Raw genomic sequence first — 15,942 nt, 5'->3', positions numbered from 1 at the left:
CTTACCGCGCCCGCGCCAAGTCACGTAAAAACTGCAAGGCGTCGGTCGCCAGCGGTTGATACTGATTGAGAATGTCAGCCATGCCGACCCAGAAAATCCCCATGCCCAGCACCAGGGTCAACGGGAAACCGATGGAGAAAATGTTCAACTGCGGCGCCGCCCGGGTCATCACGCCAAAGGCGATGTTGACCACCAGCAGCGCAGTGATCGCCGGCAATACCAGCAGCAGGGATGCACCGAGCACCCAGCTCAAGCGCCCCACCAGCTCCCAGAAATGATTGACCACCAACCCGCTGCCCACCGGCAAGGTGGTGAAACTTTCGGTCATCACCTCGAACACCACCAGGTGGCCGTTCATGGCCAGGAACAGCAAGGTCACCAGCATCGTCAGGAATTGCCCGATCACCGCCACCGACACGCCGTTGGTAGGGTCGACCATGGACGCGAAGCCCATGCCCATCTGGATCGAGATGATCTGCCCGGCGATCACGAAGGCCTGGAAGAACAGCGTCAGGGAGAAGCCCAGCAAGGCGCCGATGATGATTTGCTCGGCGATCAGCATCATTGCACTGAGGTCCAGGGCATTCACCGGTGGCATCGGCGGCAAGCCCGGCACGATCACCACGGTGATCGCCACCGCGAAATACAGGCGGATGCGCCGTGGTACCAGGGTGGTGCCGAACACCGGCATGGTCATCAGCACGGCCGTGACCCGGAACAACGGCAGGATGAACGAGGCCACCCAGGTGCTGATCTGGGTGTCGGTCAAGGCCAGCATCGAATTCACGGGGTCAGCCGATCAACTGCGGAATACTGCCGTACAGCTGCAGGATGTATTCCATGAAGGTTTGCACCAGCCACGGGCCGGCAACGATCAGGGTGATCAGCATCACCAGCAGGCGCGGCAAAAAGCTCAGGGTCTGTTCGTTGATCTGGGTCGCGGCCTGGAACATCGCCACCAACAGGCCCACCAACAGGCTCGGCACCACCAGTACGGCGACCATCATGGTGGTCAGCCACAGGGCTTCGCGAAACAGGTCGACTGCTACTTCTGGCGTCATGGCCTACACCCCACCGAAACTGCCGGCCAGGGTGCCGATTATCAGCGCCCACCCGTCCACCAACACAAACAGCATGATCTTGAACGGCAACGAAATGATCAGCGGCGACAGCATCATCATACCCATGGCCATCAGCACACTCGCCACGACGAGGTCGATGATCAGGAACGGAATGAAGATCATGAAGCCGATCTGGAACGCGGTCTTCAACTCCGAGGTCACGAACGCCGGCACCAGGATGGTCAGCGGCGCCATGTCGGGGCTGGCGATGTCGGTACGCTTGGACAACCGCACAAACAACTCAAGATCGCTGGAACGGGTCTGCGACAGCATGAAATCCTTGATCGGCCCCTGGGCCTTGTCGATCGCATCCTGGGCGGTCATTTTCTCCGCCAGGTACGGTTGCAGGGCTTGCTGGTTCACCTTGTCGAACACCGGCGCCATGATGAACAGCGTCAGGAACAGCGCCATGCCGGTGAGGATCTGGTTCGACGGCGTCTGTTGCAGGCCGAGGGCCTGACGCAGGATCGAGAACACGATGATGATGCGGGTGAAGCTGGTCATCAGCATCACGAACGCGGGGATGAAGCTCAGCGCGGTCATGATCAGCAGGATCTGCAGGCTGACCGAATACTCCTGCGCGCCCGCCGCGTTAGTGCCCAGGGTGATCGCCGGGATCGACAACGGGTCTGCTGCGTACGCCAGCGGCGCTGCCAGCAACAGCATGAGCGTCAATAAAACGCGCATTACTTCTTATCCTTCTGATCCTTGCCCAGCAACTCCATGAGGCGCTGGGCGAATTCCGGCGTGGCCGCTTGGGTCTGGGCCACTTCCACAGGCGACTTGAGCACGTGCAACGGGGTGATGCGACCGGGGGTGATGCCCAGCAGGATCTGCTCGTCGCCGACCTGCACCAGCACCAGCCTGTCCCGCGGGCCAAGGGCGCGTGAACCCACCAGCTCGATGACCTGGGCATTGCCCGGGCCGATGCGCTGCACGCGGCGCAACACCCAGGCGAGCACGAAGATCAGCCCCACCACCAGCAACAACCCCAGCACCAACTGGGTGAGTTGCCCGCCCACACCGCTGCCGAGTGCCGGCGCAGCCGCCTGGGCAACCGGTTCTGCTGCCATTACGCTCAAGGGCAGCGTCGATAACAGTCCTACCAATGAGCGCTTCATATCAACGCAACTTCTTGATGCGTTCGCTCGGGCTGATCACGTCGGTCAGGCGGATGCCGAACTTCTCGTTGACCACCACCACTTCGCCATGGGCGATCAGCGTGCCGTTGACCAGCACGTCCAGCGGCTCGCCGGCCAGGCGGTCCAGCTCGATCACCGACCCCTGGTTGAGCTGCAGCAGGTTGCGGATGTTGATTTCGGTGCTGCCGACTTCCATGGAGATCGACACCGGGATGTCGAGGATCACGTCCAGGTTCGGACCGTCGAGGGTCACCGGGTCATTGTTCTTCGGCACGCTGCCGAACTCTTCCATGGGAAGGCGGTTGCCGACCGGTGCAGTGGCTGCATCGGCCGCCAGCAGTGCATCGATATCGTCTTGGCCGACATCGCCGGTTTCTTCCAGGGCAGCCGCCCACTCGTCAGCCAGGGCCTGGTCTTCGGCGGAAGTGTTTTCGTGTTCGGTAGCCATTACATGTCCTCGGCGGAGCAGAAATTAAGGTGGATCAGCGACGGTTGATCGGTTCGATCACTTGCAACGCCAGGTTGCCTTTGTGAGAACCGAGCTTGACCTTGAACGACGGCACGCCGTTGGCGCGCATGATCAGTTCTTCCGGCAGGTCGACGGGAATCACATCCCCCGGCTGCATGTGCAAAATATCCCGCAAACGCAGCTGGCGACGGGCCACGGTGGCGCTCAGGGGTACGTCGACGTCCAGCAGGTCTTCGCGCAGGGCTTTCACCCAGCGTTCGTCCTGGTCGTCGAGGTCGGACTGGAAACCGGCATCGAGCATCTCGCGCACCGGCTCGATCATCGAGTACGGCATGGTCACGTGCAGGTCGCCGCCGCCGCCATCGAGTTCGATGTGGAAGGTGGAGACCACAATGGCTTCGCTGGGGCCGACGATGTTGGCCATGGCCGGGTTCACTTCCGAGTTGATGTACTCGAAATTGACTTCCATGATCGCCTGCCAGGCTTCCTTCAAGTCGATGAAGGCCTGCTCCAGCACCATGCGCACCACCCGCAACTCGGTCGGGGTGAATTCACGGCCTTCGATCTTGGCGTGACGGCCATCGCCGCCGAAGAAGTTGTCCACCAGCTTGAACACCAGCTTGGCGTCGAGGATGAACAGCGCGGTGCCGCGCAGTGGCTTGATCTTCACCAGGTTGAGGCTGGTGGGCACGTACAGCGAGTGCACGTATTCACCGAACTTCATCACCTGCACACCGCCCACCGCCACGTCCGCCGAGCGGCGCAGCATGTTGAACATGCTGATACGGGTGTAACGGGCAAAACGCTCGTTGATCATTTCCAGGGTCGGCATGCGTCCACGGACGATGCGATCCTGGCTGGTCAGGTCGTAGCTTTTGACGCTGCCGGGCTCGGCAGCCATTTCGGTCTGTACCAGACCATCGTCGACGCCATGGAGCAGCGCATCGATTTCATCCTGGGACAGCAGGTCCTGCACGGCCATGTCGTGATCCTACTGCAATACGAAATTAGTGAAGAGCACCTGCTCGATCACCGGTTTGCCGACTTCCTTCTGGGCCACTTCCTGCACGCTGGCAGTGACCTTCTGGCGCAGCATTTCCTGGCCCACCGGGGTGGCGAGGGTGTCGAAGGGTTGGGCGGAAAACAGCATCACCAGGTTGTTGCGGATCACTGGCATGTGCACCTTGAGGGCATCCAGGTCTGCCTGGTTACGCGCCAGCAGGGTAATGCTCACCTGCAGGTAGCGTTGACGGCCGTTCTGATTGAAGTTGGCGACAAACGCCGGCAGCATCGGCTCGAAGATTGCCGGTTGCTTGACGTTGGGGTTGACCTCGGCCGTGGCGGCCGGTTTGCTCTGGGCACTGTGCATAAAGTACCAGGTAGCCCCCACGGACAGGCCGATCGCCAGCAACAAGGCCAGGACAATCAGCAGGATAAGCTTGAGCTTGCCCTTGCCTGCGGGTGCTTTTGCTGCGTCGTCGCTCTTCGCCATGCCAATAATCCGTCACTATTTTGGGATTCATAGTTCTGGGGAAAGGCAAGAGCAAGTGTTATGCCAGAGTTGTCAGCTCGGTCACGGTTTCGCCGACACTGCAAAACCAATGTGGGAGCGGGCTTGCTCGCGAAAGCGGTGGATCAGCACCTGTAACTGTGACTGACACTCCGTATTCGCGAGCAAGCCCGCTCCCACATTTTGATCATCGCCAGGCCTCGGATCAGGCGTAGTAGTCCACGGCACTGGAGCCAATCACCGACTGCACCACCGGCGCGGCCACTTCAGCCACCTCACCGATACCGCCGCCATCAACCCCATCACCCCGCCCGCCACTGCCGCTGACGCCGCGAGCCTGGTTCTGCTGTTGCTGGTCCTGGCCCTGCTGCCCCTGCCAGCCACGTGACTGGTCCGACACGTTGACGTCGACCTGGCCCATGCCCTGCTGGGCAAACATCTCCCGCAGGCGGCCCGACTGGCTTTCCAGGGCTTCACGCACCACCGCATGGCCGCTCATGAAGGTGACTTGCGCCTGCTGGTCGGCGGACATCTTCACGCTGATGTCCAGGCGACCCAGTTCAGCGGGCTGCAACTGGATCTCTGCCGACTTGAGGTTGGCGCTGGACAGGTACATGACCCGGTTCACCACCTCATCGGTCCAGCCACTCTGGTGCATGGCCAATGGCGCGTTGGCCACCGGCGGCAGGGCATTCGCAGTTTTCGGCGTGGCAGCCTGGGTCAGCGCGGCGAGGCGGTTGGCGAAGTCATCGACACGGGTGTCGCTGCTGGCGTCCTTCAAATCCTTGAGGCCGCCGTCGATCAGACCGGCAAAGGCTTTGTCGCCGCCCTGGTCGGTGCTGTCCTTGGACGCTTGCTGGTCGACCATATTGGCCAGGCCTGTGACGAAGTTTTGCGCGGCAGTCGGCTGATCCTGGGTCGGGGCCGGGGCGGTTTTTGCCGGGGCCTGGCTGCTGGCGGACACGTGTCCGCCCTGTTCCATGGCCAGGCGCACGGCGGGCATTGCATCCAGCGGATCGGCCTCGGGGTCGAAGGCGGGCTTGGCGTCGTCGGTCGCGGCCATCGGTGGCGCCACGACTGGCTGGTTTTTGTCATCCTTCGCGGTGGCCGGCGTCGGGGTCTCGACGGGCGCCGGCGTAGCGGGGACGGGGACAGGGACTACCGCGGCTATCAGCGCCGGGTCTACGGCGGGGTCGACCGGAGGTTGCTGGGCCAGGGACGGATCGTCTGCCGGGGCATCGTCGTCTGACTTGGCGGTGGTGTCCGGGGTGTCCGCCTTGGCCGGCGGGTTGGCAGGCAAAGTCTTGCCGTTATCGGCAACCGATGGGGTACCGGCGGCAGGCTTGTCGTTGTTGGCGGCGGGCTTGGGGCTGTTGTCCGCAGGCTTGTCGCGGGTGGATTTGATGGGGGTGTCGACAGGTTTTGCCGCAGGCGCAGGGGCCTGGTTGGCGAACACCTGAGCGAAGCCCGGGGCCTTGTCCCGCGGGTTCGCAGCCACTGCCGGTGGATTGGCAGCGGGCGCTTGAGGCTTGGCCGCAAGGGCTGCCTGAAGGAGCGAATTCGGGGTGATTGCCATAGTCAAGAGTCTCCGCCGCACAGGGGTCGAGGGTGCGGTAACAGGAGATAGAGCAAGAGTTGGGCCAGGTTTTGGTTTAAGGGTGTATATCCGTTATTTGGGTGAGGGCTTGTATAGGGTCTTGAGTGTTGAAGAGCAAAAGCAACAGCCAAATCAAAAGCGGGCACGGTCCAAATGTGGGAGCGGGCTTGCTCGCGAAGGTCGTTAACGATGACGCTGGCATTCTGGATGAACGCGGCGCTCTCAGGTTTTTCGCGAGCAAGCCCGCTCCCACAGAAAAGCAGCTCTGCTTTCGCTCTGGTTTTTGATGGGGCAGAGCGCTTTGGTTACTGTGCCGCTTTTGCAAAGTGACTCGCTGCAAGAGCGAAACCATAAGCCGCCGTTACCGAAGAAACGGATATACACACCAAAAGCGTCAGAGCTGAAACCGCCCCCGCTCATGCTCATACAACGGCCGCACCAGCGCGAATTCATGGTCAATCTCATCCACCAACTGCGCCAAATCCGCAACCACAGGCTTGGCGGACTTATCCTCGAGCAACTGACAAAGCTCAGCCAACCGCACCGCCCCAAGATTACCGCTACTCCCCTTGAAGCTATGCGCAATCCGCCCAAGCGCCTTGGCATCATCCCGAGCCCGGCGCAACGCCTCTACCCGCTTTTGCGAGTCATCGAGAAAAGTGTCGAGCAGCTTCGGATACTCGCCCTCCATGACCTCCTGCAAGCCAGTCAGCACATCGGGGTCCAGATGAATCTCTGCCACTTGTTCGCTCCTTGATCAAGAATCGGCGGATTATGCCAGAGCCTTCCATGAAAACTCCACGCACACACACCGCCCGCCGTCAGACCAGCCTACATCGCTGCTCAACTGGCGCACCAGGCTCAATCCCCTACCAGACAGACGGTCAACATCCAGCGGCCTGGCCAGCACCTTATCCACATCAAACCCGGCCCCACTGTCCTCGATCCGCAGCGTCAGCCCCCCCCCTCCCCGGTCGGCACCACATCCAGGTGCACCCGCACATACCCGCTATCCAACCGCGCCAGCCGCTCATTACGCTCGCGGTAATACGCAGCAAACCCCTGCGCATCCCGCTTGAGCCGCGAATCCAGCCCCAGCACACCATGTTCAAGCGCATTGGAATACAACTCCGCCATCACGCTGTACAACGCCCCGCTCTGCTCCCGCAGTCCATGAATCTCCAACAGCAACTGCAACAAATACGGCAAAGGGTTGTAGGACTTGAGCGTCTCGGCACGAAACTCAAAACTTACCGACCAATCCAGCGGCGACGACTGCCCACTGTCGGAATACACCACCGACGACGAACGCAACGGCTCATCCGCCTGCAGGCTGATCTCCACCATGCTGATGTCATCGCGCACCTCACCGCGAAAACCCGCCAGGGCCTGTTCGATCTCCTCGAACAACCGGTCCGGCTCGCGATTGGCCGCAAACACCTGCTGCAACCGCTCGGCGCCAAACAACTGTTCATGGGCATCGGCGGTATCCAGCACACCATCCGACAGCAAAAACACTCGGTCACCCAGCGCCATCGGCCAGACTTCAGTGCGGTCATCAAACGCCTCGGCCGCCAGCACGCCCAATGGCAAATGCCGCGACACCAGCGGCGTGCGCTTGCCGGTGGTGACGTCATGCACGTAGCCGTCGGGCATGCCGCCGTTCCACACCTCCACCACCTGTCGCTGGGCGCTGAGGCACAGCAAGGTGGCACAACAGAACATGTCCACCGGCAGGATGCGCTTGAGCTTGGCGTTCATCTCCCGCAGGGTTTGCGCCAATCCGTAGCCCTTGGCAGTCATGCCGTAGAACACTTCCGCCAGGGGCATGGCGCCGACCGCCGCCGGTAAACCGTGGCCGGTAAAGTCCCCCAGCAGCACATGCATATCGCCCGACGGCGTGTACGCGGCCAGCAGCAAATCGCCGTTGAACAGCGCGTAGGGCGACTGCACATAACGAATATTCGGCGCGGCGTTGATGCAGCCCGAGTGGGCCACCTTGTCGAACACCGCCTTGGCCACTCGCTGCTCCTGCAGCAGGTAGTCGTGGTGCCGGGCGATCAGGTCGCGTTGCTGCAACACCGTGGCCTGCAAGCGACGCAGGCGATCCATGGCATTGATCTTTGCCGCCAGGATCACCTGGTTATAGGGTTTGGCCAGGAAGTCGTCACCCCCGGCATCCAGGCACTGGGCCAGGGCTTCGCTCTCGCGCAGGGAGGTGAGGAAGATGATCGGCACCAGCGCCTCCCCCGCCCGCTGCTTGATCTGACGGGCCGCCTCGAAGCCGTCCATCACCGGCATCAGGGCGTCCATCAACACCAACTGCGGCCGTTCACGGGTAAACACATCGACCGCTTCCTGGCCGTTGCTGGCGGTCAGCACCTGGTGGCCCTGGCGGCGCACGATGGTCGACAGCAACAACAGGTCGGCGGCGCTGTCTTCGGCGATCAACACCGTCAGCGCCTCGAGGACCGGGGCCAGGACGCTCAAGTGAGGTCGAACAGTTTGTCGAAGTTGGAAATGGCCAGGATCTTGCGCACATCGGAGTTGGCGTTGACCACCTGCACTTCGGCATTGTCGCCTCCGGCATGGTCACGCAACAGCAGGAGCATGCCCAGGGCCGAGCTGTCCATGTAGGTGGTTTCCTTCAAGTCCACCACGTAGATCTCGGGCACCTTGTAGAACCGCTCGTAGGCATCACGAAAGGCCTGGTGGCTACCGAAATCGAATCGCCCCCTGACGGTGATCGTCAACTTCGTCCCGTCCAGGGACACTTCTGATTCGACTGACATACGACTGCTTCCTTGTCATTGGCAATGTGCAACAAGGTGTAGCAGGTGATAGGGAAGTGGGCAAATCCATGTAGGAGCGAGGGCGTGGTTAATAGGGGTTTTGGCGGGGAAGACGCTGGGACAATTCATCCAGCAATTTCTGCTCGCGCTTGTCTTCCAGTGCACGGGCTTCGTCGATGTAGCGCTGCACCAGTTTGCGCAGGCCTTCGACCCGGGCATAGGCCTGTTGCCAGCTGTCGCGGGCCTTGTCGACGTTGGCCTGGTGCCAGGCCAGGCTCTGGCGCTGCTGGCCGACGGCGGTTTCCAACTGGTTGAGAAAGCCCTGGTAGCCCATCAGCCACTGCCCGGAGACGCCCTTGCTGCCACGCTCGATCCACTGCTGCTGATACTCGCCGCGAAAGCGCTCCAGGTCCCCCAGCTTGCTTTCCGCCAGGCGAACCTGGCCCTGGAAGTACCCCAGGCGCTGGACGGCGGTCTTTTCAGCTTTTTCGGCCATGTCCACTACCGGGGCAAGGCGCGCGGCGCGAGTGTTGGCCATGGTTTATCCGCCCGGCGCCGGCGCGAAGATGGTGCCCAGGTGTGCCTCGCTTTCACCCATGCTGATCTTGTCGTTGAGGCCCTGGCGCAGGTACGTCACCAGTTGCGGTTGCAGGGCAATCGCCAGGTCGGTCTCGCGATCGCCGCCGGCCACATAGGCGCCGACGCTGATCAGGTCGCGGCTCTGTTGATAACGCGACCACAGTTGCTTGAACTGCTGCGCGCGCATCATGTGCTCCGGGGTGACCACCGACGGCATCACCCGGCTGATGGAGGCTTCGATGTCGATGGCCGGGTAGTGCCCTTCTTCGGCCAGGCGCCTGGACAGCACGATGTGCCCGTCGAGCACGCCCCGCGCCGAGTCGGCAATCGGGTCCTGCTGGTCATCGCCCTCGGAGAGTACGGTGTAGAACGCAGTGATCGAACCACCACCGGCTTCGGCGTTACCGGCACGCTCCACCAGCTTGGGCAGCTTGGCGAACACTGACGGCGGATAGCCCTTGGTGGCCGGCGGCTCGCCGATGGCCAGGGCGATTTCCCGCTGGGCCTGGGCGAAACGGGTCAGGGAGTCCATCAGCAGCAGGACGTTCTTGCCCTTGTCGCGAAAATATTCGGCGATGCGTGTGCAGTACATCGCGGCGCGCAGGCGCATCAGCGGCGCGTCATCCGCCGGTGAGGCCACCACGACCGAACGCTTGAGGCCTTCTTCGCCGAGGCTGTGCTCGATGAATTCCTTCACCTCGCGGCCCCGCTCGCCGATCAGCCCGACCACGATGATGTCGGCCTCGGTAAAGCGCGTCATCATCCCCAGCAACACCGACTTACCCACGCCGGTACCGGCAAACAGGCCCAGGCGCTGGCCGCGGCCCACCGTCAATAAACCGTTGATGCTGCGAATGCCCACGTCCAGCGGCACGCTGATGGGGTTGCGTTTGAGCGGGTTGATGGTCGGGCCGTCCATCGGCACCCAGTCTTCGGCCTTCATCCCACCCTTGCCGTCGAGGGCGCGCCCGGCGCCATCCAGCACGCGGCCGAGCATGCTCATGCCCATCGGCAGGCGGCCGGTGTCGGCCAGCGGCACCACGCGAGCGCCGGGGGCAATGCCGGCAACGCTGCCGACGGGCATCAGGAATACTTTGCTGCCGGAGAACCCCATCACTTCGGCTTCGACCTGCACCGGGTGGTAGCTGTCGTCGTTGATCACCATGCAGCGGCTGCCCATGGCGGCGCGCAGGCCTTCGGCTTCCAGGGTCAGGCCGACCATGCGCAGCAGCCGGCCCTCCAGGATCGGCTGGCCGGGCAACTCGGTGACTTCGGCATAGCCACCCAGGCGCTTGGCGAAGCTGGTGCGATCAAGGCGCATCGGGGGTGTCCAGCTCGACGCTCAAGTCCGGCTCTGCCGGGTGCAGCGCCTGCTCGTGCAACTGATCGAACAGCTTGGCCATGATCTGCGTGATGCGCGTCTCCACCGTGGCATCGATGCGGCTGTGCTCGGTCTCGACCCGGCAACCACCGGGCAGCAGCGCGGCGTCTTCGACGATGCGCCAGGTTTCTTCATGGCGCTCGCGCAGGGCTTTGACCTGTTCGAAATCCTGCGGGTTGATGTACAGCCGCACGTTGCCGACGCCCAGGGGCAGCAGCTTGAGGGCTTCGCGCATCACGCTTTCGATTTGCGTGGAGTCCAGGGCCAATTCGCGCTGAATCACCTGGCGGGTGATGTGCTCCACCAGCCCGACCATGGCTTTTTCAATCTGCGAGTCCTGCTCGGCGATGGGCTCGAACAGGCTGCCCATCAGGGTTTCCAGGCTGGCCAGCTTGACGCTCAGCGCGGCCTCGGCTTCCTGGCGGACCTTGAGGGTGGTGCTGCGAAAACCGTCCTTCTCGCCGGTGGAGAAACCTTCGTTGTAGGCTTCCTGGCGAATGCTTTCGAGCTCTTCCAGGGTCAGTGGCTGGACTTCCTCCAGCGGCACTTCTTCCATCTCGGCCGGGGGTTCTTCTACCGGCTCCGGCTCAGGCTCCGGGCGATGCGGGTCGAAACTGGGCAGCGACCAGACGTCGAACCCTCCGACGTCCCGTGCGCGAATCAGATCGCTGGGCGTCTCATCTTTGTTCGACATGCGCGGCGCCTTAAATCATTTCTTCGCCGCCCTTCCCACCGAGAACGATTTCTCCGGCTTCGGCCATACGGCGGGCAATGGTGAGGATTTCCTTCTGTGCAGTTTCCACGTCGCTGACGCGCACCGGGCCCTTGGCCTCGAGGTCGTCGCGCAACAGTTCGGAAGCCCGCTTGGACATGTTCTTGAAGATCTTTTCCTTGACGCCTTCGTCCGAGCCCTTGAGCGCCAGCACCAGCACGTCGGAGGACACTTCCCGCAGCAACGCCTGGATGCCACGGTCGTCGACGTCGGAGAGGTTGTTGAACACGAACATGAGGTCTTCGATCTGCACCGACAGGCTGTCGTCGATCTCGCGGATCGAGTCCATCAACTGGCCTTCCACCGAGCTGTCGAGGAAGTTCATGATGTCGGCCGCACGCTTGATGCCGCCCAGGGTGGTGCGCGAAGCGTTGGAATTGCCCGAGAACTGCTTCTCGAGAATCGTGTTCAGTTCTTTCAGGGCCGCTGGCTGCACGGTGTTCAACGACGAGACGCGCAGGATGATATCCAGGCGCACCTTATGGTCGAAGTGGCCGAGCACTTCACCGGCCTGGTCGGGGTCGAGATACGCCACCACGATCGCCTGGATTTGCGGGTGTTCGTAGCGGATCACGTCGGCCACGGCCCGCGGCTCCATCCATTTGAGGCTGTCGAGGCCGCTGGTGTTGCCACCCAGCAGGATGCGATCGATCAGGCCGTTGGCCTTGTCTTCGCCCAGGGCCGAGGTGAGCATCTTGCGAATGTAGCTGTCGGAGCCGACGCCCAGGCTGGTCTGGTCGCCGACGATCTCGACGAACTCGCTCATCACCTGCTCGACTTGCTCGCGGTGCACATTGCGCATTTGCGCCATGGCCACGCCGACACGCTGAACCTCTTTGGGCCCCATGTGGCGCAGCACTTGGGCGGCGTCGGTTTCTCCGAGGGACAGCAACAGCACGGCGGCTTTGTCGACCCGGGAGAGTTTGGCTACTGCAGCTCGGCTATCACTCATCTGCGTTAATCCACTCTTTCACGACCTGGGCCACACGACCCGGGTCTTCGGCCACCAGGCTCTTGATTGCGTTCAACTGAGCGTCATAACCCTCGCTCGGGCTCGGCAACAGAATGCTTTGCGGGCCACCGAGGCTCACGCGGTCGTTGGCCAGTTCGCCATCGAGGCCGCCCATGCCACCCAGTTCGACGTCGCCGCCGGCCAGGGCCAGTTGCTTCTTGCCGTGGCCGGTGATGTTGTTGAGCACCGGGCGCAGTACGCCGAACACCAGCAACAGGATGAACAACACCCCCAGCACTTGCTTGACGATGTCCCAGAACCACGGCTGAGTATAGAACGCTGCCTCGGCGATGACTTCGCCACGCTCGGCGGAGAACGGCATGTTGATCACGCTGACGCTGTCGCCACGGCTGGCATCGAAGCCCACCGCATCCTGTACCAGGCGAGTGAAGCGCGCCAATTCATCGGCGCTCCATGGGGCGCGGGTAATGGCGCCGTCTGCGGCATTGACCTTGACCTGGTCATCCACCACCACCGACACCGACAGGCGATTGATCCGACCCTGTTGCTGCTTGGTGTGGCTGATGGAACGATCAAGCTCGAAGTTCTTGGTGGACTGGTTGCGCTTGTCGGCCGGGTACGGCGCGAGCATGGGCTGGCCAGTGGCCGGGTCCATGATCTGCTGGCCGTTGGCGTCCAGCAGCGGCTGGCCAGGCTGCACCGCGCCTGCGGTAGCGGCAGCGCCACCGGTGGTTTGCGGGGCAGTGGCCGGGGTGGGCGGCTGGTTGCTCAGGGCACCCGGCACGCCTTGCGGGCCATTGCTGGCGGTACGTTGTTCGGTGGTCGATTGCTCGCTGCGCAGGGCCGGCTGGTCCGGGTTGAACTGCTCGGAGGTCGATTCGACGGCGCTGAAGTCGACGTCGGCCGACACTTCAGCCTTGTAGCGATCATTGCCCAACACCGGTTGCAGGATGTTGTGCACCCGCTGGGTCAGCATGCTTTCCATGCGACGGCTGTAGTCGAACTGCTTGCCGGCCATGGTCAGCGAAGAGTTTTCCGCGAGGTCCGACAGCAGGTTGCCCTTCTGGTCGACTACGGTGATCTGCGACTTGCTCAATTCAGGAACGCTGGTGGCCACCAGGTTGATGATCGCCAATACCTGACCAGGCTCAAGGGAGCGGCCGGCAAAGAGTTCGACCAGGACCGAGGCGCTGGGCTTGCGTTCATCGCGCACAAATACCGAGCTTTTCGGAATCGCCAGGTGCACGCGGGCGCCCTTGACGTTGTTCAGGGCAGAGATGGTGCGCGCCAGTTCGCCTTCCAGGCCGCGACGGTAGCGGGTGGCTTCCATGAACTGGCTGGTCCCCAGGCCCTGGTCCTTGTCGAGGATTTCAAAGCCGATATTCGCGTCGGACGGGGTTACGCCGGCAGCCGCCAGTTTCATCCGCGCACGGGCCACATCGTCGGCCTTGACCAACAGTGCGCCGGAATTCGGTTCGACGGTGTAGCTGATGTCTGCCGCCGCCAGGGTTTCCATGATCTGCTTGGAATCCATGCCGGCCAGGCTGCCGTACAACGGACGGTAATCCGGTTGCTGGGACCACAGCACCACGGCAAAACCAATCGCCACGCTGGCAGCCAGGCCGACCATCAGGCCTACCTGACGCAACATGGTCATCTCGGAGAGGTTTTCCAGGAACGACAGGCCAAACAGCGGCGGCTTGCCGTCTGCCTTGGCGGGTGCGTTATCCACGAGTGCTTCTGCCATGACTCAAATCGTCCTTAAACCGGCATCTGCATGATGTCTTGATAGGCTTGAACCAGTTTGTTGCGCACCTGGGTCAAGGCCTGGAATGAAACGCTGGCTTTTTGCGAGGCGACCATCACGTCGGTGAGGTCCACGCCGCTCTTGCCGATCTCGAAGGCGGTCGCCAACTGATTGGATGCCTGCTGGGTGTCGCTGACTTTGTTGATGGCCTGGCCGAGCATGTCGGCAAAGCTGCTCTGGCCCAATTCCGGTACGGCTTGCGCGGCGGATTTCGGTTGAGCCATGGCATCCATTTGCATGGACCGCATATCCAACATCAACCGATTGAACTCAACACCTTGGCTCATGAACTTTCTCTCCGACGACCCGCAATTTTTTGACACTACACAGCGATTACAGGGGTGGTAGCAACAAGGGTGCCAGCTCCGTGGCATTCTGTAAGAAAAGGCGACTGGCCCTGTCGGCTTTGAGAATTTTCAGGTGGCGTAGAGGTAGGCTTCCACGTCCATCCCGGCGTCACGCATCTGCGCCAGCTTGTAGCGCAGGGTGCGCGGGCTGATGCCCAGGCGCTCGGCGGCTTCTTTGCGGCGCCCGCGCTCGGAGCGCAGGGTGTCGATGATCATCTGGAATTCGCGGCGGCGCAGGTCGTCGCCCAGGGCGCCGGCGGATTCGGCAGGCACGGCTTCGACCTGTGGCGCGGCAGCCAGGCTCGGCTGCGGGGCTGCGCCCGCGCCCATGGCCAGGCAGAAATCCTGGGGCTGGATCAGGCCGCCCTGCTGCAAAATCAACGCACGCTGGATCGCATTGTCCAGTTCCCGCACGTTGCCGGGCCACGGGTAACTGATCAGACAGGCCTGGGCCTCGGCCGACAGGCGCGCCTGGGCATGCTTCATTTTATTGACGTGCTTGCCCAGCAGGCGCTCGGCCAGCGGGATGATGTCGGCCGGGCGCTCGCGCAACGGGCGCCAGGCCAACGGGAACACCGAGAGCCGGTAGAACAGGTCCTCGCGGAAGCGCCCCGCCGCCACTTCGCCCGCCAGGTCGCGGTTGGTGGTGGCGACCACACGGATGTCCAGCTGGATCGGCTTGCGTGCGCCCACCCGCTCCACTTCGCGCTCCTGCAATACCCGCAGCAACTTGGCTTGCAGGCCCAGGGGCATTTCGGAGATTTCGTCGAGCAGGATGGTGCCGCCGTCAGCCTGTTCGAACTTGCCGGCCTGCGCCGCGATGGCGCCGGTGAACGAGCCCTTCTCATGGCCGAACAAGGTGGCTTCGAGCATGTTGTCGGGAATGGCCGCGCAGTTGATCGCAATGAACGGCTGGCTGGCACGATGGGACTGCTGGTGGATGTAGCGCGCCAGCACTTCCTTGCCGGTACCGGACTCGCCGGAGATCAATACGGTGGAGTCGCTGCGGGCGACACGGGCCGCCAGCTCCAGCAATTGCGCACTGGCCGGTTCGAAGGCAATCGGGCCTTCACCCTCTGCAGCGCCCAGGGTGCCGAGGGCATGCCGGGCGACCAGTTCGATCAAGGCTTTGGGTTCGAAGGGTTTCACCAGGTAATCCGCAGCGCCCTGACGCATGGCGTCGACGGCACGCTCCACGGCGCCGTGGGCGGTCATCAGCAGCACCGGCAGTTGCGGCTGGCGCGCACGCAACAGGCCGAGCAACTGGTGTCCGTCAATGCCCGGCATGTTGACGTCGCTGACCACCAGGCTGAAGGACTCCTGCTCCACCGCGTCCAGGGCTTCTTCGGCAGAACCGACCGCCCGATAGTCATGGCCCGCCAGCAACAGCGTGTCAGCCAATGCTTCACGCAGGGCGCGATCGTCTTCAACCAATAAAATCTTGATAGCCAT

17 protein-coding genes and 1 pseudogene are annotated in these 15,942 nt (G+C 62.5%); all 18 read right to left on the bottom strand.

Translation table 11 applies throughout. The features are described 5' to 3' along the window. Position 1 precedes the first annotated feature (1 nt). A complete protein-coding gene (gene fliR, locus ACIOMR_RS05460; RefSeq protein ID WP_003214551.1) occupies positions 2-778 on the bottom strand; it encodes a flagellar biosynthetic protein FliR in 777 nt (258 codons plus the stop codon). A 13-nt stretch (positions 779-791) separates the two neighbouring features. Next, the gene (gene fliQ / locus ACIOMR_RS05455) at positions 792-1,061 is read right to left on the bottom strand and encodes a flagellar biosynthesis protein FliQ (protein ID WP_003214552.1); all 270 of its coding nucleotides are present in this window, start codon (positions 1,059-1,061) and stop codon (positions 792-794) included. A gap of 3 nt (positions 1,062-1,064) precedes the next feature. Continuing rightward, a complete protein-coding gene (gene fliP / locus ACIOMR_RS05450; protein ID WP_003214554.1) occupies positions 1,065-1,808 on the bottom strand; it encodes a flagellar type III secretion system pore protein FliP in 744 nt (247 codons plus the stop codon). Then, complete coding sequence (gene fliO, locus ACIOMR_RS05445; RefSeq protein WP_023659254.1) at positions 1,808-2,242, bottom strand: flagellar biosynthetic protein FliO; 435 nt, start codon at positions 2,240-2,242, stop codon at positions 1,808-1,810. The genes fliP and fliO overlap by 1 nt, the downstream gene beginning before the upstream one ends. A 1-nt stretch (position 2,243) precedes the next feature. After that, positions 2,244-2,711, bottom strand: a complete 468-nt coding sequence (gene fliN, locus ACIOMR_RS05440; RefSeq protein ID WP_003214557.1) for a flagellar motor switch protein FliN — start codon at positions 2,709-2,711, stop codon at positions 2,244-2,246. 34 nt (positions 2,712-2,745) lie between these two features. After that, positions 2,746-3,714 (bottom strand): flagellar motor switch protein FliM, encoded by a 969-nt coding sequence (fliM, locus tag ACIOMR_RS05435; RefSeq protein WP_003214559.1) that lies wholly within the window; start codon positions 3,712-3,714, stop codon positions 2,746-2,748. Between the two features lie 9 nt (positions 3,715-3,723). After that, complete coding sequence (fliL, locus tag ACIOMR_RS05430; RefSeq protein WP_003214560.1) at positions 3,724-4,224, bottom strand: flagellar basal body-associated protein FliL; 501 nt, start codon at positions 4,222-4,224, stop codon at positions 3,724-3,726. Between the two features lie 223 nt (positions 4,225-4,447). After that, complete coding sequence (locus ACIOMR_RS05425) at positions 4,448-5,818, bottom strand: flagellar hook-length control protein FliK (protein ID WP_401192728.1); 1,371 nt, start codon at positions 5,816-5,818, stop codon at positions 4,448-4,450. 415 nt (positions 5,819-6,233) lie between these two features. Continuing rightward, the gene (locus ACIOMR_RS05420; RefSeq protein ID WP_003214564.1) at positions 6,234-6,581 is read right to left on the bottom strand and encodes an Hpt domain-containing protein; all 348 of its coding nucleotides are present in this window, start codon (positions 6,579-6,581) and stop codon (positions 6,234-6,236) included. 30 nt (positions 6,582-6,611) lie between these two features. Next, positions 6,612-8,329: pseudogene (locus ACIOMR_RS05415) on the bottom strand (SpoIIE family protein phosphatase). Next, entirely contained in the window at positions 8,326-8,631 is a 306-nt protein-coding gene (locus tag ACIOMR_RS05410) for an STAS domain-containing protein (RefSeq protein ID WP_003214569.1), read from the bottom strand. Before ACIOMR_RS05410 ends, ACIOMR_RS05415 begins: the two are co-directional and overlap by 4 nt. Positions 8,632-8,719: 88 nt before the next feature. Beyond that, positions 8,720-9,169 (bottom strand): flagellar export protein FliJ, encoded by a 450-nt coding sequence (fliJ, locus tag ACIOMR_RS05405; RefSeq protein WP_008434833.1) that lies wholly within the window; start codon positions 9,167-9,169, stop codon positions 8,720-8,722. A gap of 3 nt (positions 9,170-9,172) precedes the next feature. After that, positions 9,173-10,531: a flagellar protein export ATPase FliI gene (gene fliI / locus ACIOMR_RS05400; protein ID WP_087694334.1), complete on the bottom strand. Its 1,359-nt coding sequence runs from the start codon at positions 10,529-10,531 to the stop codon at positions 9,173-9,175. Next, a complete protein-coding gene (fliH, locus tag ACIOMR_RS05395; protein WP_008434837.1) occupies positions 10,521-11,285 on the bottom strand; it encodes a flagellar assembly protein FliH in 765 nt (254 codons plus the stop codon). Before fliH ends, fliI begins: the two co-directional genes overlap by 11 nt. 10 nt (positions 11,286-11,295) lie before the next feature. Further along, positions 11,296-12,315 (bottom strand): flagellar motor switch protein FliG, encoded by a 1,020-nt coding sequence (gene fliG / locus ACIOMR_RS05390; RefSeq protein ID WP_003214577.1) that lies wholly within the window; start codon positions 12,313-12,315, stop codon positions 11,296-11,298. Continuing rightward, the gene (fliF, locus tag ACIOMR_RS05385) at positions 12,308-14,083 is read right to left on the bottom strand and encodes a flagellar basal-body MS-ring/collar protein FliF (protein WP_008434839.1); all 1,776 of its coding nucleotides are present in this window, start codon (positions 14,081-14,083) and stop codon (positions 12,308-12,310) included. Before fliF ends, fliG begins: the two co-directional genes overlap by 8 nt. 14 nt (positions 14,084-14,097) lie before the next feature. Next, positions 14,098-14,430, bottom strand: a complete 333-nt coding sequence (fliE, locus tag ACIOMR_RS05380) for a flagellar hook-basal body complex protein FliE (protein ID WP_003214581.1) — start codon at positions 14,428-14,430, stop codon at positions 14,098-14,100. A gap of 129 nt (positions 14,431-14,559) precedes the next feature. After that, a complete protein-coding gene (locus ACIOMR_RS05375; RefSeq protein WP_401192721.1) occupies positions 14,560-15,942 on the bottom strand; it encodes a sigma-54-dependent transcriptional regulator in 1,383 nt (460 codons plus the stop codon).

Origin of the sequence: Pseudomonas sp. NPDC087814 (assembly GCF_044742865.1) — a bacterium.
In the GTDB taxonomy this organism is placed as follows: Bacteria; Pseudomonadota; Gammaproteobacteria; order Pseudomonadales; family Pseudomonadaceae; genus Aquipseudomonas.
This window is presented reverse-complemented; position numbering and strand designations above follow the sequence as displayed.